General features: G+C 57.4%; 21 protein-coding genes. 7 read left to right on the forward strand and 14 right to left on the reverse strand.

From position 1 onward, the window contains the following. Positions 1-3 precede the first annotated feature (3 nt). On the forward strand, positions 4-1,458 hold the full coding sequence (gene xylB, locus ROR01S_RS16630) for a xylulokinase (RefSeq protein WP_064359697.1): 1,455 nt from the start codon (positions 4-6) through the stop codon (positions 1,456-1,458). 41 nt (positions 1,459-1,499) lie between these two features. On the opposite strand, the gene ROR01S_RS16635 is transcribed toward xylB, so the two are convergent. Continuing rightward, entirely contained in the window at positions 1,500-2,495 is a 996-nt protein-coding gene (locus ROR01S_RS16635) for an acyltransferase (RefSeq protein ID WP_064359698.1), read from the reverse strand. Positions 2,496-2,680: 185 nt separating this feature from the next. On the opposite strand from ROR01S_RS16635, the gene ROR01S_RS16640 reads away from it, so the two are divergent. The 3 genes from ROR01S_RS16640 (at position 2,681) to glyS (ending at position 6,108) form a co-directional block, all read left to right on the forward strand. Then, positions 2,681-2,980, forward strand: a complete 300-nt coding sequence (locus ROR01S_RS16640; RefSeq protein ID WP_004868812.1) for a YsaB family lipoprotein — start codon at positions 2,681-2,683, stop codon at positions 2,978-2,980. A gap of 137 nt (positions 2,981-3,117) precedes the next feature. Next, entirely contained in the window at positions 3,118-4,029 is a 912-nt protein-coding gene (glyQ, locus tag ROR01S_RS16645) for a glycine--tRNA ligase subunit alpha (RefSeq protein ID WP_004126458.1), read from the forward strand. A 9-nt stretch (positions 4,030-4,038) separates the two neighbouring features. Beyond that, the gene (gene glyS, locus ROR01S_RS16650) at positions 4,039-6,108 is read left to right on the forward strand and encodes a glycine--tRNA ligase subunit beta (RefSeq protein ID WP_064359699.1); all 2,070 of its coding nucleotides are present in this window, start codon (positions 4,039-4,041) and stop codon (positions 6,106-6,108) included. Positions 6,109-6,206: 98 nt separating this feature from the next. On the opposite strand, the gene ROR01S_RS16655 is transcribed toward glyS, so the two are convergent. Together ROR01S_RS16655 and ROR01S_RS16660 are read right to left on the reverse strand one after the other, a co-directional pair. After that, positions 6,207-6,395, reverse strand: a complete 189-nt coding sequence (locus ROR01S_RS16655; RefSeq protein WP_004868809.1) for a hypothetical protein — start codon at positions 6,393-6,395, stop codon at positions 6,207-6,209. Positions 6,396-6,470: 75 nt separating this feature from the next. Continuing rightward, positions 6,471-6,680, reverse strand: coding sequence for a YdgH/BhsA/McbA-like domain containing protein (locus ROR01S_RS16660; protein ID WP_004868808.1), 210 nt, complete (start codon positions 6,678-6,680; stop codon positions 6,471-6,473). Between the two features lie 378 nt (positions 6,681-7,058). Here ROR01S_RS16660 and ROR01S_RS16665 point away from each other — a divergent pair, with 378 nt between their 5' ends. Then, a complete protein-coding gene (locus ROR01S_RS16665) occupies positions 7,059-8,678 on the forward strand; it encodes an ABC-F family ATP-binding cassette domain-containing protein (RefSeq protein ID WP_064356587.1) in 1,620 nt (539 codons plus the stop codon). A gap of 101 nt (positions 8,679-8,779) precedes the next feature. Here ROR01S_RS16665 and cspE read toward each other — a convergent pair whose 3' ends face one another. The 3 genes from cspE to ROR01S_RS16680 form a co-directional block, all read right to left on the reverse strand. Further along, entirely contained in the window at positions 8,780-8,992 is a 213-nt protein-coding gene (gene cspE / locus ROR01S_RS16670; RefSeq protein WP_004868803.1) for a transcription antiterminator/RNA stability regulator CspE, read from the reverse strand. Positions 8,993-9,253: 261 nt separating this feature from the next. Continuing rightward, positions 9,254-9,544, reverse strand: coding sequence for an HTH-type transcriptional regulator (locus tag ROR01S_RS16675; RefSeq protein WP_004868797.1), 291 nt, complete (start codon positions 9,542-9,544; stop codon positions 9,254-9,256). Positions 9,545-9,786: 242 nt separating this feature from the next. Further along, on the reverse strand, positions 9,787-11,145 hold the full coding sequence (locus tag ROR01S_RS16680; RefSeq protein WP_004868795.1) for an MFS transporter: 1,359 nt from the start codon (positions 11,143-11,145) through the stop codon (positions 9,787-9,789). Positions 11,146-11,585: 440 nt separating this feature from the next. Between ROR01S_RS16680 and ROR01S_RS16685 the strand changes: the two genes are divergently transcribed. Then, positions 11,586-12,296: a DUF3053 domain-containing protein gene (locus tag ROR01S_RS16685; protein ID WP_004868792.1), complete on the forward strand. Its 711-nt coding sequence runs from the start codon at positions 11,586-11,588 to the stop codon at positions 12,294-12,296. Positions 12,297-12,353: 57 nt separating this feature from the next. On the opposite strand, the gene ghrB is transcribed toward ROR01S_RS16685, so the two are convergent. From ghrB to ROR01S_RS16715, 6 genes are all read right to left on the reverse strand, one after another. Next, the gene (gene ghrB / locus ROR01S_RS16690) at positions 12,354-13,325 is read right to left on the reverse strand and encodes a glyoxylate/hydroxypyruvate reductase GhrB (protein WP_004868790.1); all 972 of its coding nucleotides are present in this window, start codon (positions 13,323-13,325) and stop codon (positions 12,354-12,356) included. Positions 13,326-13,349: 24 nt separating this feature from the next. After that, a complete protein-coding gene (locus tag ROR01S_RS16695; protein ID WP_004868788.1) occupies positions 13,350-14,630 on the reverse strand; it encodes an MFS transporter in 1,281 nt (426 codons plus the stop codon). Positions 14,631-14,714: 84 nt separating this feature from the next. Next, positions 14,715-15,653, reverse strand: coding sequence for a sugar kinase (locus tag ROR01S_RS16700; protein ID WP_004868786.1), 939 nt, complete (start codon positions 15,651-15,653; stop codon positions 14,715-14,717). Between the two features lie 3 nt (positions 15,654-15,656). Continuing rightward, on the reverse strand, positions 15,657-16,406 hold the full coding sequence (locus ROR01S_RS16705; protein ID WP_004868783.1) for a sugar phosphate isomerase/epimerase family protein: 750 nt from the start codon (positions 16,404-16,406) through the stop codon (positions 15,657-15,659). 110 nt (positions 16,407-16,516) lie between these two features. After that, positions 16,517-17,533: a LacI family DNA-binding transcriptional regulator gene (locus ROR01S_RS16710; RefSeq protein WP_004868782.1), complete on the reverse strand. Its 1,017-nt coding sequence runs from the start codon at positions 17,531-17,533 to the stop codon at positions 16,517-16,519. 123 nt (positions 17,534-17,656) lie between these two features. Continuing rightward, on the reverse strand, positions 17,657-18,319 hold the full coding sequence (locus ROR01S_RS16715) for an OmpA family lipoprotein (RefSeq protein WP_004868780.1): 663 nt from the start codon (positions 18,317-18,319) through the stop codon (positions 17,657-17,659). A 167-nt stretch (positions 18,320-18,486) separates the two neighbouring features. Here ROR01S_RS16715 and ROR01S_RS16720 point away from each other — a divergent pair, with 167 nt between their 5' ends. Then, positions 18,487-20,817, forward strand: a complete 2,331-nt coding sequence (locus ROR01S_RS16720) for a molybdopterin guanine dinucleotide-containing S/N-oxide reductase (protein WP_064356590.1) — start codon at positions 18,487-18,489, stop codon at positions 20,815-20,817. On the opposite strand, the gene ROR01S_RS16725 is transcribed toward ROR01S_RS16720, so the two are convergent. Both ROR01S_RS16725 and tag read right to left on the reverse strand, forming a co-directional pair. Further along, positions 20,786-21,226, reverse strand: a complete 441-nt coding sequence (locus ROR01S_RS16725) for an N-acetyltransferase (protein WP_004868776.1) — start codon at positions 21,224-21,226, stop codon at positions 20,786-20,788. The two genes, ROR01S_RS16720 and ROR01S_RS16725, sit on opposite strands and share 32 nt — an antisense overlap. Next, positions 21,204-21,785 (reverse strand): DNA-3-methyladenine glycosylase I, encoded by a 582-nt coding sequence (tag, locus tag ROR01S_RS16730; protein ID WP_004868774.1) that lies wholly within the window; start codon positions 21,783-21,785, stop codon positions 21,204-21,206. Before tag ends, ROR01S_RS16725 begins: the two co-directional genes overlap by 23 nt. Positions 21,786-21,926: the final 141 nt, after the last annotated feature.

Below are 21,926 nucleotides of genomic sequence, written 5' to 3' on the forward strand. Positions count from 1 at the left end.
CGTATGTACATCGGGATTGATTTGGGCACCTCGGGCGTCAAGGCCATTTTGCTCAATGAGCAAGGTGAGGTGCTGGCTTCGCACACTGCGCCCCTCACCGTATCGCGCCCACACCCGCTATGGTCCGAGCAAGACCCGGAGCACTGGTGGCAGGCGACGGACCGCGCAATGAAAGCGTTGGGTGAACAGCACGCTCTGCGCGATGTAAAAGCGGTAGGGATCGCCGGGCAGATGCACGGTGCAACGCTGCTGGATAAACATCAGCGGGTGCTGCGCCCGGCTATTTTGTGGAATGACGGCCGCAGCGGCGACGAGTGTGTCCAGCTGGAAAAAGCGGTAAGCCGCTCGCGGCAAATTGCCGGTAACCTGATGATGCCGGGGTTTACGGCGCCAAAATTACTTTGGGTGCAGCACCATGAACCCGATATCTTCCGCCAGGTGGATAAGGTGCTGTTGCCGAAAGATTATCTCCGCCTGCGCATGACCGGTGAGTTTGCCAGCGATATGTCGGACGCCGCCGGGACGATGTGGCTGGATGTGGCCAAACGCGACTGGAGCGATGAGCTGCTCGCCGCCTGCGGCCTGAGCCGCGATAATATGCCGGCGTTATTTGAAGGCTGTGAAGTGACGGGAACACTGCGCCCCGCTATCGCCCAGGCGTGGAATATGCCACAGGCGCTGGTGGTCGCTGGCGGCGGCGATAATGCTGCCGGTGCGGTAGGCGTCGGCATGGCGGATGCCGGACAGGCGATGTTGTCCCTGGGAACCTCCGGGGTCTATTTTGCCGTCAGCAATGGTTTTCTCAGCAAACCTGAAAGCGCCGTACACAGCTTTTGCCACGCCCTGCCGGGACGCTGGCATTTGATGTCGGTGATGTTGAGCGCCGCTTCCTGCCTCGACTGGGCGGCAAAACTGACCGGTCTCGGTACGGTGCCTGCGCTGCTGGCGGCGGCGGAATCGGCGAGTGAAAATGCCGATCCCATCTGGTTTTTGCCCTATCTTTCCGGCGAGCGCACGCCGCATAACAACCCTCATGCTAAAGGCGTGTTTTTTGGCCTGACGCATCAGCACGGCCCGGCAGAACTGGCGCGTGCGGTACTGGAAGGGGTGGGTTACGCATTAGCCGATGGGATGGATGTGGTGCATGCCTGCGGCGTGACCCCGCAGAGCATCACTCTGATTGGCGGCGGCGCCCGCAGCGCCTGGTGGCGGCAGATGCTGGCTGATATCAGCGGCCAGCAGCTGGATTACCGCACCGGCGGCGACGTTGGGCCGGCGCTGGGCGCCGCGAGACTCGCGCAGCTGGCGCTGCATCAAGGGGAGTCCTGGGCGGACCTGCTGCCCCAGCTGCCGCTTGAGCAGGCTCATCGTCCGAATAGCGAACGCGTCGCGCTCTATGCTCCGCGTCGCGAAACCTTCCGTCAGATTTATCAGCAGCTTCTCCCGCTGATGTCGTAGCGGCGATCCGCTCCCGTGCGGGAGCGGGTTTGACCGTGGAGCTAGCTCACCAGCCGGCGCGTGTCGAAGCGCTGCACCAGCGCCGACAGCAGCAGGCTGCCCAGCAGGGCGGCGCTAAAGATCCACAGAATATCCAGCAGCGGCCAGCGGGTGAGCTCCAGGCCGCTGGCCCGCAGCGCGTGGATAATCAGCGCATGAAAGCCGTAGATCCCCAGCGAGTGGCGGGCGATGAGCGCCAGAACGGGGATCTGACGCGAGTTGAGGGTGTTTTTCGCCAGCGTCAGCAGGGATACCGCGCACACAAACACCGCCGGACCGCAGTATAAATACCAGGTATCGCCGAAGTCGCCGCGCCACTTAAGCTCGTGCAGCGTTCCGCGCGATATCACCCACACGGCGCAGGCAAACAGCGCGGCACACAGCAGAGTCAGCCATTTTTTATCCGTCTCCATCATGCCAATCGCCCGGCCAAGCACGCCGTACAGCACGTAGTAAAAGGCATCGCCGCTGATATAGAGATTGAGCGGCAGCCATTCGATACCGCCCGCTTTTACGCTGACCATATTGGGGTTGGCGAGAATGCCGATGACCAGCATCAGCGCCAGCAGCATCTTGCCGCTGACCTGCTTAACCTGAATAAGCGGCGAGAGCAGGTAGATGACGATAATCGCGAAGAAAAACCACAGGTGATAGAACACCGGCTTTTGCAGCAGGTTTCTTAGCGAGAGCTCAACGTTGATATGGGTAAACAGGGAGATGTAGAGCAGCGACACGGTGCTGTAAAACAGCACGCACAGCACGATACGCAGAAAGTGCCGCGGCTGGGCGCTGCGTTCGCCAAAAAACAGGTACCCAGACATCATGAAGAAGAGCGGGACGCTGACGCGAGAGGCGGAGTTGAGCAGGTTGGCCATATCCCATTCCACCAGGCTGATGGAATGGGGATGGGTGATGTACCAGGTGGTGCTGTGGATCATCACTACCATCATGCATGCGATGCCGCGCAAACTCGTTATCCAGTTTATTTTTTCCTGCATCGGTACCTCAGTTGCTCCTTCTTAAAGAGGGTCTGACTCCTCCAGGCCGGCCACGTCGCAATGGAAAATTCCGAGTTTGCCGCGACGCTCTTGTAGAGATGCGGAGAGATTCGCACAATGCCCCGGTAATTTCACGTAACCTGCACGATAACAATTTGCTAACAAGGCGGTTGAGGAAAATAGTGATGAAATATTTCTTTTCTGGACTGTTATTGCTCCTGCTGGCGGGCTGCAGCCAACAGCCGCCTCAGCCGGTGCAGAAAGCGCAACGTGCGCGGATTACGCCGCAAATTACCCTGAACATGGAGCAACTTTGCAAGGATCAGGCGGCAAAACGCTACAGCACGGGGCCCCGTATGGTCGACGTTAGCCGCTTCGAGCAGTTCCAGGGGAGCTACGAGCTATCGGGGCTGACATCGCAGAATGAGCACTTTATCTGTTCTTTCGATCCAGACGGGCAGTTTTTACATCTTTCTATGCGCTAAATCGGCCCCTGATGCCGCGTGATGGCGTTAATTTCCGCAATTTTATTTAAACAGCGCCGTTTCGTACTGTATATCTCGCAGCCAGCGGGTATACTGATCCCTTCCTTTAAATCCACACGTATCCAGCACGAAATAATATGCAAAAGTTTGATACCAGGACCTTCCAGGGCCTGATCCTGACCTTACAGGATTACTGGGCTCGTCAGGGCTGCACCATTGTTCAACCACTGGACATGGAAGTTGGCGCCGGCACCTCTCATCCAATGACCTGTCTGCGTGCGCTGGGGCCAGAGCCGATGGCGACTGCCTATGTGCAGCCTTCCCGTCGCCCGACCGACGGCCGCTACGGCGAAAACCCGAACCGCTTACAGCACTACTATCAGTTCCAGGTGGTCATTAAGCCCTCGCCGGACAACATTCAGGAGCTGTACCTCGGGTCTTTGAAAGAGCTGGGTATGGATCCGACCATTCACGACATCCGCTTCGTGGAAGACAACTGGGAAAACCCGACGCTGGGTGCCTGGGGTCTCGGCTGGGAAGTGTGGCTGAACGGGATGGAAGTGACGCAGTTCACCTACTTCCAGCAGGTCGGTGGCCTGGAGTGTAAGCCGGTGACCGGCGAGATCACCTACGGTCTGGAACGTCTGGCGATGTACATTCAGGGCGTTGACAGCGTTTACGACCTGGTCTGGAGCGACGGTCCGCTGGGTAAAACCACCTACGGCGACGTGTTCCATCAGAACGAAGTGGAGCAGTCCACCTACAACTTTGAATACGCAGACGTCGACTTCCTGTTCTCCTGCTTCGAGCAGTATGAGAAAGAAGCGCAGCAGCTGCTGGCGCTGGAAAACCCGCTGCCGCTGCCTGCCTACGAGCGCATTCTGAAAGCCGCCCACAGCTTCAACCTGCTGGACGCGCGTAAAGCCATCTCCGTCACCGAGCGTCAGCGCTATATTCTGCGCATTCGCACCCTGACCAAAGCCGTGGCAGAAGCGTATTACGCTTCCCGTGAAGCCCTGGGCTTCCCGATGTGCAACAAGAATAAATAAGAGGCGGCCATGTCTGAAAAAACTTTCCTGGTGGAAATCGGCACCGAAGAGCTGCCACCAAAAGCCCTGCGCAGCCTGGCGGAATCTTTTGCTGCGAACTTTACCGCGGAGCTGGATAACGCTGGCCTCGCTCACGGCAACGTCGAGTGGTTCGCTGCTCCTCGCCGTCTGGCGCTGAAAGTCGCTGGCCTGGCGGCGGCTCAGCCCGATCGCGAAGTCGAAAAACGCGGCCCGGCGGTTTCTGCTGCGTTCGACGCGGAAGGCAAACCGAGCAAAGCGGCCGAAGGCTGGGCGCGTGGCTGCGGTATCACCATTGACCAGGCCGAGCGCATGGTCACCGACAAAGGTGAATGGCTGCTGTATCGTGCGCATGTGAAGGGCGAAAGCGCGGAAGCGCTGCTGCCGAACATGGTGGCGACGTCGCTGGCAAAACTGCCGATCCCGAAACTGATGCGCTGGGGCGCGTCCGACGTGCAGTTCGTGCGTCCGGTTCACACCGTGACCCTGCTGCTGGGCGACAAAGTCGTTCCGGCAACCATTCTGGGCATTGCCTCCGATCGCGTGATTCGCGGCCATCGCTTTATGGGCGAACCGGAATTCACCATCGACAATGCCGATCAATACCCGCAAATTCTGGTTGAGCGCGGCAAAGTCATTGCTGACTACGAGCAGCGTAAAGCCAAAATTAAGGCCGATGCCGAAGACGCGGCGCGCAAAATTGGCGGCAATGCCGATCTGAGCGAAAGCCTGCTGGAAGAAGTGGCCTCTCTGGTGGAATGGCCGGTGGTGCTGACCGCGAAATTCGAAGAGAAATTCCTCGCGGTACCGGCAGAAGCGCTGGTTTACACCATGAAAGGCGACCAGAAGTACTTCCCGGTTTATGGCAATGACGGCAAACTGCTGCCGAACTTTATTTTCGTCACCAACATCGAGTCGAAAGATCCGCTGCAGATTATCTCCGGGAACGAAAAAGTGGTTCGTCCGCGTCTGGCGGATGCCGAGTTCTTCTTCAACACCGACCGTAAAAAGCGTCTGGAAGATCATCTGCCGCGTCTGCAAACCGTGCTGTTCCAACAGCAGCTGGGTACGCTGCGCGACAAGACTGACCGCATTCAGGCCCTGGCGGGCTGGATTGCGGGCCAAATTGGCGCAGACGTGAACCATGCCACGCGTGCGGGCCTGCTCTCCAAGTGTGACCTGATGACCAACATGGTGTTCGAGTTTACCGACACCCAGGGCATCATGGGCATGCACTACGCGCGTCACGATGGTGAAGCCGAAGATGTGGCGGTGGCGCTGAACGAGCAGTATCAGCCGCGCTTTGCCGGTGATGACCTGCCGTCTAACCCTGTCGCCTGCGCCGTGGCGATCGCCGATAAAATGGATACCCTCGCGGGCATCTTCGGCATCGGCCAGCATCCGAAGGGCGATAAAGACCCGTTTGCGCTGCGTCGTGCCGCGCTCGGCGTGCTGCGTATCATCGTTGAGAAGAACCTGAACCTGGACCTACAAACGCTGACCGAAGAAGCGGCGCGTCTGTACGGTGATAAGCTGACGAACGCCAACGTAGTCGATGACGTCATTGACTTCATGCTGGGCCGTTTCCGCGCCTGGTACCAGGATGAAGGCTACACGGTCGACACCATCCAGGCGGTACTGGCACGTCGTCCGACTCGTCCGGCTGATTTCGACGCGCGCATGAAAGCGGTGTCTCACTTCCGTACGCTGGAAGAAGCGGCCGCGCTGGCAGCAGCCAACAAGCGCGTGTCCAACATCCTTGCGAAATCCGAAGAGACGCTGAACGACGCCGTCCACGCTTCCGTGCTGAAAGAAGCCGCAGAGATCAAGCTGGCGACCCATCTGGTGGTACTGCGCGACAAACTGCAGCCGTTCTTCGCCGAAGGCCGTTATCAGGAAGCGCTGATCGAACTGGCTTCCCTGCGTGAACCGGTAGATGAGTTCTTCGAAAACGTGATGGTCAATGCGGAAGATAAAGAGGTCCGTATCAACCGTCTGACGCTGCTGTCGAAACTGCGTGACCTGTTCCTGCAGGTGGCGGATATTTCCCTGCTGCAATAATCGCCTGTTTTGCATAACAAAAAACCTGCCCTGGGGCAGGTTTTTTTATGCCGGTAAGCGACTCTCTCGCCCACCCGGACGCCTTTCGGCGGCCAGATTTACTGCAAATTCCCCGCGGTCAGACTCTCTTTATCAAAAGCGTGGCTGACGTTAATACGGTTCTGATGCACTGAGGTATCCATGTTGGACCCGGCTTCCGGCTGCGCGGGGCGATGCTCTGCGGCGATGGCACCGGATGACAATGAAGCGGCCAGAAACAGGGCAGCGATCGCGCTGAGATTTTTCATTTTATCTTCCTTTTCATCGTGCTGTCGTTGTCGCCTGTCTGGTTAACCTTCGGCGGCCCGGCAGAGCAGATTGCGTTATTTGGTCAGTTCTGCGGTCATGTGCACGCGGTTATTGAACTGGGCGCTGGTAATTTTATAAGAGGCACCTTGTTCTGCGGCCTGGGCGGCAATTTTTGCTTCAGCGCGATCCAGCGTGGAGGCGGTGGAGCTGACGCTCTGTGCGAAAGCACCGAAAGACATCAGAGAAAGAGCAGAAACTGCAACGAAAGTTTTGATGGATTTCATGGTCGTATTCCTTAAGTGATTTTGTTTGATATAGAGCGTTGTTGCTCTGATGTGATAAATAATAGAACGATTATCGATCGATTAAAATTGGAACAATTTGCGCATCTCATTCAAAAAAATAGAATGAAAAGTAAGCGTGTAAAACGGGGTGATTTCGAGGTCGTTTGACGTTCCTGCTGCGGGAGAACCGCTCAGCCCGAACGCGTTTGCTGAAAAATTCATCTTGAAATGAAGGGGCGAGTATGGCTATCCTGTGCCCCGACGAACCCCTCGTCTCACAGAGAGCACACTGAAAATGGATAAACACACCTGCTGAATTCGGTCCTTGCTGGCGCACTGCGTCTGTAGGGGAAGTATGAATTTCATTCAGGAGTGCTTATGGCCCATTGTGCCCAATCCCCCTCTTTTATTTTGCATCAGGTCACCTGTCAGTTTGCGACGGGAGAAACGCTTTTTGGCCCGTTGAATGTCTCGCTGGAAAATTCCCTCTGTGGCCTGGTCGGGCGTAATGGCGTCGGGAAAACCCGCCTTCTGCGCCTGCTGGCCGGTATCGATACGCCTTCTGGCGGACATATTGAACGGCCCGTTTCTCTGGCCTGTGTTGCTCAGCAGCACACGATAACCCCGCAGACCACGTTAGCCGCACTGCTGGGCTACGGACCACACTTTGCTGCCTTGCAGCGCCTCGGGCGTGGTGAGGCCCTGGCTGACGATGTCGATTGCCTCGAAGGTTTCTGGGATCTCCCGGATCGCCTGAGTGCAGGTTTCCGCCAGGCCGGTTTAGCGGATTTCGATCCTGACCAACCCGCATCATCATTGAGCGGCGGGGAGCGGGTGAAAGCTCTGCTGTGCGGCGCCTTTCTCTCCGCGGCCGATTACCTGCTGCTGGATGAGCCAACCAATCACCTGGACAGGCAGGGGCGCGACTGGCTGTATCACCAGCTTGAATGCTGGCCTGGCGGGGCGTTGATAGCCAGTCACGATCGTGCGCTGTTGGCCCGTATGTCGCGCATACTCGAACTGACGCCCGGTGCGTTGCGAAGCTACGGCGGTAACTATGCCGATTATCAACTGCAGCGCGATGCGGAGCAGCAGGCGGCGCGCGCGGCGCTAGACCATGCCGCCACCGAGCGTCGTCGCACGCGCGCGCGGATGCAAAAAGAACACGATGCCAGCCAGAGGCGTTCTGCTCAGACGCTGCGCGTGGTGGATACACTGAATATCGCCTCTTTTGAACGGGTAAAATATAAAGGGGCGGCGAAGGAGCGGCCTGGCACACTGCATCGCCAGCACCGGGAGCAAAATAGCGCGCTGAATGCCGCGGTTGTCCAGGCCCGTGAGCGGGTGGAGGAGGACGCCGCGGTGATGTTCACTCTGCCGGGAAGCCAGGTTGCCGCTGGCAAACAGGTGTTGGTCCTGGAAGCTTTGCAGCTGGCATTCTCTGCCATGCCACCACTCGACTGGCGTCTTGACGGGCCGCTGCGCGTGGCGTTACGTGGCCCCAATGGCTGCGGGAAAACCACGCTGCTGAAAACGTTGGTCGGTCTGGAATCACCGCTATCCGGCGAGTGCCGGGTGTCGGTGCAGGCGGCCTGGCTGGATCAGCATCTCACGCAGCTGGACCTGTCGCTGTCGGTAATGGCGCACCTTAATCTTGATGATACACCGCTGGAGGCGGGTGTATTACGCAGCCGCCTTGCCCGGCTGCAGCTGGGCGCGGATAAAATTAATCTGCCGCTGTCGGCTTTAAGCGGCGGCGAACGGCTCAAAGCCGCGCTGGCCTGCGTGCTGTGGCGGCGTGAAGCGGCGCAGCTTCTGCTGCTGGATGAGCCGACAAACCATCTTGATTTGGCTTCCGTTCGGGCTATTGAGTCGGCTTTAACCACCTTTCCTGGCGCGATGATTGTCGTCTCTCATGATGAGGATTTTTTGCGCGGCCTGCGGCTGACCCACTCTCTGGCGTGGCAGGAGGATGGCTGGCATTTCTCAGCGCTTTAAAGACAAAAAACCGCCCTCTGATGAGCGGCGGTTTTTTATTAGCAGATAAAAAAAATCCCCGCCGCGAGGCAGGGATCTTAAATTCTGAGCTTAATTTAAGCTTACAGGCTGGTTACGTTACCAGCTGCCGGGCCTTTAGCGCCGCTTTCGATGGTGAAGGAAACTTTCTGACCTTCATCCAGAGATTTGTAGCCATCGTTCATGATAGCGGAGAAGTGTACGAATACATCTTTAGAACCGTCATCAGGAGTGATGAAGCCGAAGCCTTTGTCAGCGTTGAACCATTTTACGATACCAGTCATTTTACCGGACATAGCGAAATACCTTTAAATAATAAATGAACCTTTCGGCGATACGGTCTGGACTACAGATTTGAAGCTATAAAGGGAAAGTTCACTACCGGGGTATCTATGATAACCGCTCAAGGACTACTCTATACTAATGCTCTGTGGTCTGTACATCAAACCTGCGAGCATTAACTCATTTTTGCGGTGCGATAGCAAACCTTTTTTCACAGAAATAAAAACGGTCCCGATATAAGGACCGTAACCAGACCTGATTCTTATTATAGAACTTTAGTCAATAAGCTGCCTTGAAAGCTGCGGGTTTGCCTGAATCAGGCGCATTAATTTGAGTTCCGTGGGTGAGGGCTTCACCCGTCTTGACTCCCACTCTTGTACCATCGCCACGCTGACGCCCATGGCATTGGCAAAATCATCAATTTTCAGGCCAGTGCCTTTGCGAAGCTGTTCAAACTCGCTACATGCGGTCTGCTTACGAGGCTGGGCGATCGTTTGCGAAATATCTTTAAAAACAATTTGTTCCAGGCTGCTAAGCAGTTCAAACACGGGATCTTTATATTCCATTGAGAACTCCTTCTGTCACACAGCAAAAGAGATATTTAGTGAAGCCTATTAAGAATAGTCAGAAAAAACGCAAAAAATAGTCACGGGGGTGATTATGTGCAGGCAGCCTATCGTCTGAACGGGTATTCGGGGATGAAAACGGCAGATAAGGTGATGATTAATCATCAGACGTGTCGCAAGAGAAAATTTTTGTAAACAGAGACGAAATCTGCAAGGCCAGCGGTTGCCCGCTGGCCTGAGGGTCAGGCTTTTTGCATATTGTCGGCTTTCGCCTGCGCAGATATCGGCTGGCTCTTGCTGGTCTTATATTTCACCAGCAGCGCGATGGCGGATAAAAACGCCGGAATCGACAGCAAGGTAAAGATGGTCACGAAGGAGAGCTGCGCCTGCATCAGGAAGGCGCCGCTGAAGGCACCAAGGATCCCGCCAAACCGGCCGATGCCCAGCATCCAGGCGACGCCGGTCGCCCGGCCCTGGGTGGGATAAAATCCGGCGGCCAGGGCCGGCATTGATGATTGCGCGCCGTTCATAATGCTGCCGGCAATAAAGACCATCACGCCCATTAGCACCAGACTGTTGGTTGAGAAGCCGACCAGAAAGACGAAAACGCCGGTCAGCAGCCAGCCTACGGCGACCACTTTATTGGGGTTAATCTTGTCCATCAGGGCGCCGAGGATCAGCACCCCGATGCCGCCGCCCAGCGGGAACAGCGCGGTGATAATCGAAGCCTGGCTCATTGACGCGCCGGTTTCGCGAATCAGCAGCGGAAGCCAGCTGGTCAATAAATAGAAAATCAGCAGCCCCAAAAAGTAGGTCATGCACAGCATCAGGGTACCGACGAGATAACGGGGGGAGAAAATAACCGCAAGGGCCGATTTGTCTTTCACCTGGCCGGCTTCGCGCAGCTCGAATTCAACCTGGTCAGGCAGCGGGGCAATACGGCGCAGAATGGCGGCAATGCGCTGCGATGGCTGGCGCTTGACCACCAGATAGCGCGCCGATTCCGGCAGTAAGAACACCAGCGCGACGGCAAGCAGCAGAGGCATCACGCCGCCCAGTATCAGCACGCTTTGCCAGCCGTAATGCGGAATCATCCAGGCCGAGAGGAATCCACCCAGCGAAGATCCCATCGGGAACCCGACGAACATCAGATTGACCAGCAACGCGCGACGGCGTTCCGGCGCATACTCGCTCATCAGCGTTGCCGCGTTTGGCATGGCGGCACCCAGCCCGAGGCCGGTCAGAAAGCGCAACAGCGTCAGTTGATTCAGGCTGGTGGCGAAGGCAGTTAACAGACTAAAGCTACCGAAAACCACAATCGACATAAGCAGCACTTTTTTTCGGCCAATGCGGTCGGCCAAGGGGCCTGCGGTCAGCGCGCCCACCGCCAGACCGACGAGCGCAGCGCTCATCACCGGGCCTAACGCGGATTTTTCCACGCCCCATTCCTGCACGAGGTCAGAGGCAATAAAACCGATGATGGCGGTATCAAACCCGTCCATCGCGACGGTGATAAAACACAGGGCCAGAATCATCCACTGGTACTTCGTAAACGGATGTTCGTTGATAAAAGCCTGAATATCGATGGTTGTTTTATGCATACAGCATTCCTGGCAGCCAGAGCGGGGGACGGAGCCGGGCGATTATCGCCTCCCTCGCTGTCGTTAATGTGATGTGTGCGATAATCGAACGTATCGCCGTTAATCGCTCATTTATCAAATCACTGAACCTGGCTTCAGGCAACGCAGTCGGCCCAGGAAGCGTGCGATTATCGTTCGCTTTCACGGGTTAGGTCCGCAATAATGATTTTATTTATAATGAAATCAATTTGTTGCTGGTCATTTTTCTCGGGCGAGTTATGGCGTTAATTGTGATGGGCTTAACAGACGCCCGCGTTCACCCGTCAAACGCCGCGAACGGTACTTTTCCTGCGTAAGATTGTCAGGAAAGAGTATCCTGCAAGGCCGACCTGGACTATCCTTGTCAGCGTCTGGCACGTGTGTGTCTGTGTGCGCTTTTTTTGGCTGAAAGGAGTAAAAAAATGGCGACAGGAAAGTCCTGCTCTCGCTGGTTTGCGGCTATTGCGGCCTTATTAATGGTGGTTAGCCTGAGTGGGTGTTTTGATAAAGAAGGCGATCAGCGCAAAGCGTTTATCGACTTCCTGCAAAATACGGCAATGCGTAGCGGCGAACGTCTGCCGACGCTGACAGCCGATCAGAAAAAACAGTTCGGTCCTTTTGTTTCCGATTACGCGGTGATTTACGGCTACTCACAGCAGGTAAGTCAGGCGATGGATGCGGGTCTGCGTCCGGTCGTAGACAGCGTGAATGCGATTCGCGTTCCGCAGGATTATGTGACTCAGCGTGAACCGCTGCGCCAGGCAAACGGCGCGCTGGGCGTGCTGAGCCAGCAGCTGGAAAATGCGAAAATGCAGGCCGATGGCGCACATAGCGCGCTGAAGCAGAGTGACGATCTGAAACCGGTCTTTGACCAGGTTTACAACAAAGTCGTGACCGCACCGGCAAACGCGCTGCAGCCGCTGATTCCTGCCGCGCAGGTCTTTACTCAGCAGCTGGTGCAGGTGGGTGATTTTATCGCTCAGCAAAATACTCAGGTGAGCTTCGTGGCAAACGGGATTCAGTTCCCGACCTCGCAGCAGGCCAGCCAGTATAACGCTCTGATTGGCCCGCTGGCTGCCCAGCATCAGGCTTTCAACCAGGCGTGGACGGCGGCAGTTAACGCAACGCGTTAACCGGTTCGTCAACCCGGGTCAGGTATTGACCTCGACCCGGGTGACTTCAGCTTACCTTCACTTCACCTGCGGATTGACGCAGTTCTTCTCGACCTGACCATTCAGCGCATCAATCAAATTATCGACCGCACACGCCGCCATATTGTAGCGGGTCTCATGAGTGGCCGAACCGATATGCGGCAGCGCGACGACGTTAGGTAGCGTGAGCAGCGGCGACTCTTTCGCCAGTGGCTCCTGCTCGAAAACGTCCAGACCGGCCGCGTGGATTTGGCCCTTTTGCAAGGCCGAGATCAGCGCCTTTTCGTCGACAACCGGGCCGCGGCCCGCATTAATAAAGATGGCGGAGGGCTTCATTTTCGCGAATTTTTCCGCGTTGAACAGGTGATGAGTCTCGGCGGTCAGCGGCAGGATCAGACAGACAAAGTCGGCTTCCTGCAGCAGCGTATCCAGATCGCAGTAACGCGCGTTAAAGCGTTCTTCCGCCTGCGGGTGACGGCTGCGGGCGTTATACAGAATCGGCATGCCAAAACCGGCGTGCGCGCGCTGCGCCAGGGCCATCCCGATACGGCCCATGCCCACGATCCCCAGCGTTTTATGGTGCACATCGCTGCCGAACCAGTCCGGGCCGATGCTTTTCGTCCACTCCCCGGCCTTCACCCGGTTGGCGACCTCCACCACCCGACGGGATGTGCTGAGCACCAGCGCCATCACCGTATCGGCTACGGTTTCAGTCAGCACGGTCGGCGTATGCATCAGCAGCACTTTGCGTGCATTCAGCGCCTCTACATCGAAGTTGTCATAGCCGACGGAAATCGTGGAGGTCGCACGAAGCCTGGGCATTTTCTCCAGTAACGCGGCATCAACTTTTTCGCTCGACCCCAGCAGACCTTCCGCCTGGGCAAAGGCTTCCGCGTGCTGCTGGACGGTGTCAGGGCTCAGGTTTTTCACCTGAGTGACGGTAAAGTGTTTTTCCAGACGTTGCTGCAGGTCGTCGGGAAGCGTTTTATAGAGAATAACGGACGGCTTCATGCGGATCTCCGTAAGTTGTAAAAGTCAGGCGTGACGAGCGCCGATGGGGAGCTTTTGATTGTTAGCAGGCTTAACAATTAAAGTAAGCCATACCGAGGCGAAAAGCGCCACTCCCATGAAAATGTATGAGGCTGACGGGCTGCCGGTGGTGCCGTTCAGGTAGCCCACGAACCACGAACCAAAGAATGACCCTAATGCCCCCATGCTGTTGATGAGCGCCATTGCGCCGCCGGCGACGTTACGCGGCAGCATTTCCGGAATAATGGCGAAGAACGGGCCGTAAGGGGCATACATTGCCGCACCGGCAATCACCAGCAGGGTATAAGAGGCCCAGAAATGGTTAGCGCCGACGGCCCAGGAGCCAATAAAAGCCAGTCCGCCAATCAGCAGCAGCGGCCAGACGAACAGTTTACGGTTCTGCATTTTATCGGAAGCCCAGGAGACGACGATCATCGCAATAGTCGCGGCCAGATAAGGCACCGAAGAGAGCCAGCCGACTTCCACCATCCCCATATTGACGCCGCCGCTGCGGATAATGGACGGCAGCCACAGAACAAAACCGTACACGCCGATGCTCCAGGCAAAATATTGCATGCACAGCAGAATGACGTTGCGTGAGCGGAAGGCTTCGCCGTAGTTACGCACGGCTTTAATACCCTGCTGCTCGCTCTCCAGCTGCGCCTGCAGCGCGGCTTTTTCGTTTTCCGACAGCCAGTTCACCTGCGACGGTTTATCTTTGACCAGCACCCACCAGCAGAAAGCCCAGAGGACGGCCGGCACGCCTTCAATAATAAACATTTCACGCCAGCCGAAGGACTGAATCAGGTAGCCGGAGACCACCGACATCCACAGTACCGTGACCGGGTTACCGAGGATTAAGAAGGTGTTGGCGCGTGAACGTTCTGATTTGGTAAACCAGTTACTGATGTAAATCAGCATTGCCGGCATAACGGCCGCTTCAACGACGCCGAGAATAAAACGGATCGCCGCCAGCGCGGGGATATTGTGCACCATCCCGGTCAGCGAGGCGCAGGCGCCCCACAGGATCAGGCAGATGAAAATCAGCTTACGTACACTACGGCGTTCAGCATAAATCGCCCCCGGGATCTGGAAGAAGAAATAGCCGAGGAAGAAAAGGGCGCCAAGGAGCGACGAGATGCCTTTGGTAATGCCTAAATCTTCCGTAATGCCCGCTGCCGAAGCAAAGCTGAAGTTTGCGCGGTCGAGATACGCCAGGCTATACGTGATAAACACGATAGGCATGATGTACCACCAGCGTTTCGTTGCATTGGTAGAGCTGTTCATAGGCTTGCCTCTAAAGTTGAGGTTCATGACGCCGCCGCCGTATGTAGGGTACAGAGGAGGCCGTTATTATGACGCGGGTCCAGGCTATTCGCCCAGCGCCTCGCGTGTGGGTAATCCTTCGCTGTCGCCCTGGACCTGAATGGCCAGCGAACCAATTTTATTGCCGCGCCGTATCGCCTGCTGCAGCGTTCTGCCCTCGAGCAGAGCGCTAATCACGCCGACGGCAAAACCATCGCCGGCGCCCACGGTATCCACGACGTTATCGACTTTGATGGCTGCGACTGCGCCCTGTTCGCCCGCGGCGGTTTTGTACCAGGCGCCGTCGCAGCCGGTTTTAATGATCACGGCCTGAACGCCGCGCGTGAGATAGAAATCGGCAATCCCCTCCGGAGTCCGTTGGCCGGTGAGGATCATGCCCTCTTTGATACCCGGCAGAACCCAGTCGGCCTGAAACGCCAGCTGATTAAGTTTTTCCACCATCTCGGCTTCGCTTTTCCACAGCACCGGGCGCAGATTCGGATCGAACGAGATGGTCTTCCCCTGGGCCTTCATCGTGGTGGCCGCCTGCTCCAGCAGGGCGTATGAACTCTCCGACAGCGCAGCGGCCACGCCGCTAAGGTGCAGGTGGCGAGCGCTGGCGAAGTATTCGGCGCGAAAGTCTTCGGGCGACAGATGGCTGGCGGCAGAACCTTTGCGGAAGTATTCCACAATGGGATCGGTTCCATTTTCAACTTTAGATTTCATCTGGAAGCCGGTTGCATAGCGGCTGTCTTCGCTGACGCCGCGCGCATCAATCCCTTCTTTGGCCAGCGAATGAAGCACAAAACGGCCGAAGCTGTCTTTACCCACGCGGCTAACCCAGCCGACTTTCAGCCCCAGACGAGCCAGGCCGGTGGCGACATTCAGCTCTGCGCCGGCTACGCGTTTCATAAAGTGTTCTACTGCGGCCAGATCGCCGGTTTCCGTCGCGACAAACATCGCCATCGCTTCTCCGATGGTGATGACATCTAATGCGTTTTCCATGGCTTACTCCTCGCGTAACAAATTCACATAGCGACGGGTTACGGCCGTCAGATCGTGACCCACCAGCGGAAATTCGATACCGCGCGGGGCATCGGCGGGCAGGTTGTCGAGCAGCGCCAGCCAGCGTGCCGGAGCTTCATCGGGCGGGACGGCGCGAAAGTGCGCATGATGCGGCTCTGCGGCTTTGACATGGATATAGCTGACGGCGGGAGCCAGATGCCGTGCGGCCTCTTCCGGCGAATCGCCGACCCACAGCCAGTTACCCATATCGAAAGTTAAGGTAACCGGCAGCTGATTCACCCGACAGGAGGCTTTAAAGCGCTGCATCGGCGCCAGCTGGCCGCAGTCGGTCTGGTCGTTTTCCACCACCAGCGCCATGCCGCTCTCCTGCAGGATGCGGCGCAGCGATTCGAGTTCGTTGTTATGGATAAAATGGCCGAGCGACAGTTTTAACCACAGGGCGTTGAGGGTCTGCGCTTCGCGCAACAGCGCCGGCAGGCGCGGGTTAAGGGCGCCATCCGCTTCAAACAGGGCTTCCGGCGCAGAGTAGCAGGCCAGCAGGTTGTGGCGCTCGATGGTGGCGGCCAGCGCCGGCAGCTGGTTGAGCTCGTCAGCGCTGAATAACTCACGGCGGATTTCCACGCCGTCGGCGCCGGAGCCGGCGATAAACGGCAGTACGGCGGACTGCCCGCCAAGTTCTTTAATGCAATCATGACCATAGGCGGCGGTCACGACAATAATTTTTCTGGCCATCTGACAAACTCCCGGTAGCGCTGTAGCAAATCACTCTATTACGCTAGATGGTACCGGTTCCAAAGAAAAGGAGAGGATGTCTGATTTATGATCACCATCACGAAGGAGAGTTATCGGGAGGTCGATCCGCGCACGATCAGTTCACCGGAGAAGACCCGCTCGCAGATGGGGTCGTTAGTGCCTTCAATTCGGCGCACCACCTGCTCAACCGCGGCATAGCCAATCTGCCACGTGGGCTGTTTGAGCGTAGTAATCCCCACGCCCGCCAGCTCCGCCCACTCCAGTTCGTCGAAGCCGAGCAGGCCGATGTCGCTGCCCCAAACCAGGTCGATTCGCTTGAGCGCGCGCGCAACCTGTAGCGTCAGGGCGCCGTTGGCGGAAATCAGCGCCTTGCGCATGCCGCGGTGGCGGGAGTGAAACTGGCGCAGCACCGTATCGAGCATAGCGCCGTCGTTAAGCGGAACTTCCGCGTTTTCCGCGACGATGCCGGCGTAGCGCTGGAGGGTGGCGCGAAACGCGCTCAGACGTTCGCGACGGGTGTTCACCGAACCGAGCGGCTCGCTGAGGAACAGCAGGGCTTCAAACCCTTTCTCCACCAGATGTTCTGTGGCGGTCGTCGCGGCCTGGGTGTTGTCCAGACCGACAACATCGCAGGCGAAGTCCGGAATCTTGCGGTCAATGAGCACCATCGGCAGCGCCGACTGCTGCAGGCGATTCAGCCCCTCTTCGCGCATCCCGACGGCGTTGACCACGATCCCCTCAACCTGGTAGCTGCGCAGCAGGTCGAGATAGTGCAGCTCCTGGTCGAGCTCGTTATTGGTATTACACACCAGCAGAGTAAAGCCCTTTTCGCGACAGGCCGCTTCGATGCCGCTGAGGACATTGACCGAGTAGGGGTTGGTGATATCGGCGATGATCAGGCCAATCAGCCGGGTACGGCCATGTTTCAGGCCACGGGCCATCAGGCTGGGGCGGTAGTTAAGTTCGGCAATCGCTTTTTCAATGCGCGCCAGCAGGTCGTCGGAAAGCAGGTGCTTTTCGCCATTGAGGTAGCGTGAAATGCTGGTTTTTCCGGTCTTTGCGGCTTTCGCCACATCGCTAATGGTTGCTCGCGCCGCTTTCGCCATGATGGCTTCCTTTGCTGAAATCTGGAGAACACCTTAGCGCGAAAATCTGCTATATCAAGCATTTTGCCCGGCAAGCGGCGCTTACCGGGCGAAGGATGCGGTGGTCGGGGTCGACCGCCGGACTTACTGGAGCGGGCTCAGGGTGATCTCTACGCGACGGTTTTGCGCTTTCCCTTCCGCCGTGGTGTTGCTGGCGATGGGGTTCGCCGGGCCCATGCCGCTGGTGCGAATACGGTTTGCCGCCACGCCCTGGGTGATGAGGGCGCTGGCAACGCTGTCGGCGCGCTGCTGCGACAGGCGCATATTCAGATCCTGACCGCCGGTGCTGTCGGTGTAACCCACGACGTTAACCGCGGTTTTCTCATACTCTTTCAGCACCATGGCCACGCCGGTCAGGGTGTTCGCCCCGGCCGGTTTCAGGTTGGCGCTGCTGCTGTCAAAGGTGACGTTATTTGGCATGTTCAGCACGATGTTATCGCCATTTCGCGTCACGCTGACGCCCGTTCCCTGCATTTTCTCGCGCAGTTTTGCTTCCTGCACATCCATGTAATAACCGATGCCGCCGCCCAGCGCCGCCCCGGCCGCTGCGCCAATCAGCGCGCCTTTGCCGCGATCTTTTTTCGACGAGGAGAGTGCGCCGACGCCCGCGCCGACCAGCGAGCCGATCCCGGCGCCGATGCCGGATTTCCCCGCTTCGCGTTCGCCGGTATACGGATTGGTGGTACAGCCAGAAATCGCCAGGGTGCCGCTAACCACAGCCGCAATCATGAGTACGCGTTTTTTCATGTTATTTCCTTAATCCTTTTTATTCTTTGTCACAGCGCGCGTGACGGTTGATTATGACGCCCAATTACGTAGAAAATTCCCCGGACCGGCTCTCTTTTTGTAAATAACATTGAACGGTCGTGTCACTGACCGTCACAACACCTGCATTCGCTGACCAGGAGCTCGCTTTGCCAACCTCATCTGCAACCAAAACCATCTTAACCGCGGCTCACTGGGGGCCTATGCTGGTTGAAACGGATGGTGAAAATGTCCTCTCTTCCCGCGGTGCGCTGGAGACCTCTTTCGCCAACTCCTTGCAAACCGCGGTGCGCGAGCAGGTACACAGCAAAACCCGCGTCCGCTATCCGATGGTACGTAAAGGTTTCCTTGCTTCGCCGGATAGTCCGCAGGGCGTGCGTGGCCAGGACGAGTTTGTGCGGGTGAGCTGGCAGGAGGCATTGGATCTTATCCACGCACAGCATCGGCGGATTCGGGAAAGCTACGGCCCGGCATCGATTTTTGCCGGCTCCTACGGCTGGCGTTCTAACGGCGTACTCCACAAGGCGGCGACGTTGCTGCAGCGCTACATGAGCCTGGCTGGCGGATATACCGGACATCTGGGGGATTATTCCACCGGCGCGGCACAGGCGATCATGCCCTATGTGGTTGGCGGCAATGAGGTTTATCAGCAGCAGACCAGCTGGCCGATGGTACTGGAACATAGCGATGTGGTGGTACTCTGGAGCGCCAACCCGCTGAATACGCTAAAAATTGCCTGGAACGCTTCCGATGAGCAGGGGATCCCATGGTTCGATCGGTTGCGCAAAAGCGGGAAGCGGGTGATCTGCATCGATCCGATGCGATCGGAAACGGCGGAATTCTTTGGCGAGGCGGGCGAATGGATCGCTCCGCATATGGGTACGGATGTCGCGATGATGCTCGGCATTGCCCATACGCTGGTGGAAAACGGCTGGCAGGATGAGGCGTTTCTCGCCCGCTGTACCAGCGGCTATGACGTTTTTGCCCGCTATCTGACCGGTGAAAGCGATGGCACGCCGAAAACCGCAGAGTGGGCGGCGGAGATTTGCGGCGTCAGCGCGGATAAGCTCCGCGAGCTGGCAGCGCTATTCCATGACAATACCACCATGCTGATGTCTGGTTGGGGGATGCAGCGCCAGCAGTTTGGCGAGCAGAAGCACTGGATGCTGGTGACGCTTGCCGCGATGCTGGGGCAGATTGGTACCCCCGGCGGCGGTTTTGGCCTTTCCTACCACTTCGCCAACGGCGGCAACCCGACCCGCCGGGCGGCGGTGCTGGCTTCGATGCAAGGCTGCGTGGCGGGCGGTACCGAGGCGGTCGAAAAAATACCGGTGGCGCGTATTGTGGAAGCGCTGGAAAACCCCGGCGCGCCGTATCAACACAACGGAATGGACCGGCATTTTCCGGATATTCGCTTCGTCTGGTGGTGCGGCGGCGCGAACTTTACCCACCATCAGGATACTAACCGCTTGATTCGGGCCTGGCAGAAGCCGGAGCTTATCGTCATTTCGGAGTGCTTCTGGACCGCCGCCGCCCGCCATGCCGATATTGTCCTGCCGGCGACAACCTCGTTTGAACGTCACGATATGACCATGACCGGCGATTACAGTAACCAGCACCTGGTGCCGATGAAGCGCGTGGTCGCGCCGCGCGATGAAGCCCGGGATGATTTTGACGTTTTTGCCGATCTCAGCGAGCGCTGGGAAGAGGGAGGGCGCGCGCGTTTTACCGAAGGGAAAACCGATCTACAGTGGCTGGAGACCTTCTATCAGATTGCCGCGCAACGCGGGGCGAGCCAGCAGGTGACGCTACCGCCATTTGACCAGTTCTGGCAGGCTAACCAGCTGATAGAAATGCCGGAAAATCCGGAAAATGCCCGTTTTGCCCGTTTCGCGGCATTTCGTGCCGATCCGCAGGCCAGTCCGCTGAAAACCGCGAGCGGCAAAATTGAAATTCACTCTCCAACGATTGCCGGCTTTGCCTACCCGGACTGTCCACCGCATCCAATGTGGCTGGAACCGGACGAGTGGCACGGCAATGCTCAGCCCGGCCAGCTGCAGGTGCTGTCCGCTCATCCGGCGCATCGTCTGCACAGCCAGCTGAACCATACGTCGCTGCGAGAAAAGTACGCAGTTGCCGGTCGTGAGCCATTAACCCTTCATCCGCTGGACGCACAGGCGCGCAATATTGCTGACGGCGATGTCGTGCGGGTGTGGAATGCCCGCGGCCAGGTGCTGGCCGGTGCCGTGGTGACGGAAGGTATTCGTCCAGGGGTTATCTGTTTACACGAAGGGGCCTGGCCTGATATCGACCCGCAGGCCGGTATCTGCAAAAACGGCGCGGTGAATGTTCTGACCAAAGATATTCCGACTTCGCGGCTGGGCAACGGCTGCGCCGGGAATACGGCGCTGGCGTGGCTGGAAAAATATGACGGCCCTGCGCTGACGCTTACGGCGTTTGATCCGCCGGCCAATGCATAATCCAGGTCGGCTGTAGCGTATCGTCCTGCCATGCGCAGTCTTCTATCCGGAAGCCTTGCGCATGGTAGAAATTCACCGCCTGAACGTTTTTCTGGTAAACCTCGAGACTGAGCCAGCGGTAATGCTGTTTGACCTCGTCCAGCAGCGCGCTGCCGATGCCGCGGCGAATTGCGTCCGGCGCGACAAACAGCGCACCGATAAAGCGGGACTCCATCACGCTGACAAAACCTTTTATCGTCGCGTTCTCTTCCCACACCCAGGTGCTGGCTGCAGGCAGGTAGACATCGCGTACAACGGCGACACTCTCGTGCCAGTACGTTTCGTTGATAAAGGGATGGGCATGAATCGTGCTTTCCAGCCACAGCGTGAGCAGCGGCCGGGTCTCTTTAGCGTCCCACTTGCGGATCATCATCGCCTCCCGGGTGACAGAAGCAGCTCGTCAGGTGATCGTTGACCAGCCCGCAGGCCTGCATAAAGGAGTAGCAGATGGTGGAACCAACAAACTTAAAACCGCGCTTTTTCAGCGCCTTTGAGAGGGCGTCGGAGGCCGGTGTGGTGGTGGGTATCTCCGCCAGGGTGGCGGCATGGGAGATCTGTGGCTGATTCTCGACGAAAGACCAGACAAAGTCGCTAAACGATTCGCCGCTCTCTTCCATGGTCAGGAAGGCGCGGGCGTTGCCAATAATGGCCTGAATTTTCCCGCGATGGCGAATAATTCCCGCGTCCTGGAGCAGGCGCTCGATATCTGCCTCATTCATGGCGGCGACGCGAACCGGATCGAACTGATGAAAGGCCTGGCGATAATTTTCACGTTTTTTCAACACCGTAATCCACGACAGACCGGCCTGCTGGCCCTCAAGGCAGATCATTTCGAACAGTTTGCGGGCATCTCTTTGCGCAACGCCCCACTCGTTATCATGGTACTGGATGTAAAGCGGGTCCTGGCTTACCCAACCGCAGCGCTGCATGTCTCTCTCCCTTTAGCAATAAAACTTACGCGTTCGCCTTGACGGCTGAAAGATAAAGATAATAGTTAATACAGGGATACCACTCTCAAATATACCCGCCATTATTCAGGTTGCATGTGCATTGGCTGCATTCGTTCGCCC

The sequence above is a fragment of the Klebsiella ornithinolytica NBRC 105727 = ATCC 31898 genome, from assembly GCF_001598295.1.
GTDB lineage: Bacteria > Pseudomonadota > Gammaproteobacteria > Enterobacterales > Enterobacteriaceae > Klebsiella > Klebsiella ornithinolytica.

Excerpts from the sequence above, each read along its gene's own strand:
- xylB (WP_064359697.1), top strand. The coding sequence starts at position 4 with ATGTACATCGGGATTGATTTGGGCACCTCGGGCGTCAAGGCCATTTTG.
- ROR01S_RS16635 (WP_064359698.1), bottom strand. The coding sequence starts at position 2,495 with ATGCAGGAAAAAATAAACTGGATAACGAGTTTGCGCGGCATCGCATGC.
- ROR01S_RS16640 (WP_004868812.1), top strand. The coding sequence starts at position 2,681 with ATGAAATATTTCTTTTCTGGACTGTTATTGCTCCTGCTGGCGGGCTGC.
- glyQ (WP_004126458.1), top strand. The coding sequence starts at position 3,118 with ATGCAAAAGTTTGATACCAGGACCTTCCAGGGCCTGATCCTGACCTTA.
- glyS (WP_064359699.1), top strand. The coding sequence starts at position 4,039 with ATGTCTGAAAAAACTTTCCTGGTGGAAATCGGCACCGAAGAGCTGCCA.
- ROR01S_RS16655 (WP_004868809.1), bottom strand. The coding sequence starts at position 6,395 with ATGAAAAATCTCAGCGCGATCGCTGCCCTGTTTCTGGCCGCTTCATTG.
- ROR01S_RS16660 (WP_004868808.1), bottom strand. The coding sequence starts at position 6,680 with ATGAAATCCATCAAAACTTTCGTTGCAGTTTCTGCTCTTTCTCTGATG.
- ROR01S_RS16665 (WP_064356587.1), top strand. The coding sequence starts at position 7,059 with ATGGCCCATTGTGCCCAATCCCCCTCTTTTATTTTGCATCAGGTCACC.
- cspE (WP_004868803.1), bottom strand. The coding sequence starts at position 8,992 with ATGTCCGGTAAAATGACTGGTATCGTAAAATGGTTCAACGCTGACAAA.
- ROR01S_RS16675 (WP_004868797.1), bottom strand. The coding sequence starts at position 9,544 with ATGGAATATAAAGATCCCGTGTTTGAACTGCTTAGCAGCCTGGAACAA.
- ROR01S_RS16680 (WP_004868795.1), bottom strand. The coding sequence starts at position 11,145 with ATGCATAAAACAACCATCGATATTCAGGCTTTTATCAACGAACATCCG.
- ROR01S_RS16685 (WP_004868792.1), top strand. The coding sequence starts at position 11,586 with ATGGCGACAGGAAAGTCCTGCTCTCGCTGGTTTGCGGCTATTGCGGCC.
- ghrB (WP_004868790.1), bottom strand. The coding sequence starts at position 13,325 with ATGAAGCCGTCCGTTATTCTCTATAAAACGCTTCCCGACGACCTGCAG.
- ROR01S_RS16695 (WP_004868788.1), bottom strand. The coding sequence starts at position 14,630 with ATGAACAGCTCTACCAATGCAACGAAACGCTGGTGGTACATCATGCCT.
- ROR01S_RS16700 (WP_004868786.1), bottom strand. The coding sequence starts at position 15,653 with ATGGAAAACGCATTAGATGTCATCACCATCGGAGAAGCGATGGCGATG.
- ROR01S_RS16705 (WP_004868783.1), bottom strand. The coding sequence starts at position 16,406 with ATGGCCAGAAAAATTATTGTCGTGACCGCCGCCTATGGTCATGATTGC.
- ROR01S_RS16710 (WP_004868782.1), bottom strand. The coding sequence starts at position 17,533 with ATGGCGAAAGCGGCGCGAGCAACCATTAGCGATGTGGCGAAAGCCGCA.
- ROR01S_RS16715 (WP_004868780.1), bottom strand. The coding sequence starts at position 18,319 with ATGAAAAAACGCGTACTCATGATTGCGGCTGTGGTTAGCGGCACCCTG.
- ROR01S_RS16725 (WP_004868776.1), bottom strand. The coding sequence starts at position 21,226 with ATGATCCGCAAGTGGGACGCTAAAGAGACCCGGCCGCTGCTCACGCTG.
- tag (WP_004868774.1), bottom strand. The coding sequence starts at position 21,785 with ATGCAGCGCTGCGGTTGGGTAAGCCAGGACCCGCTTTACATCCAGTAC.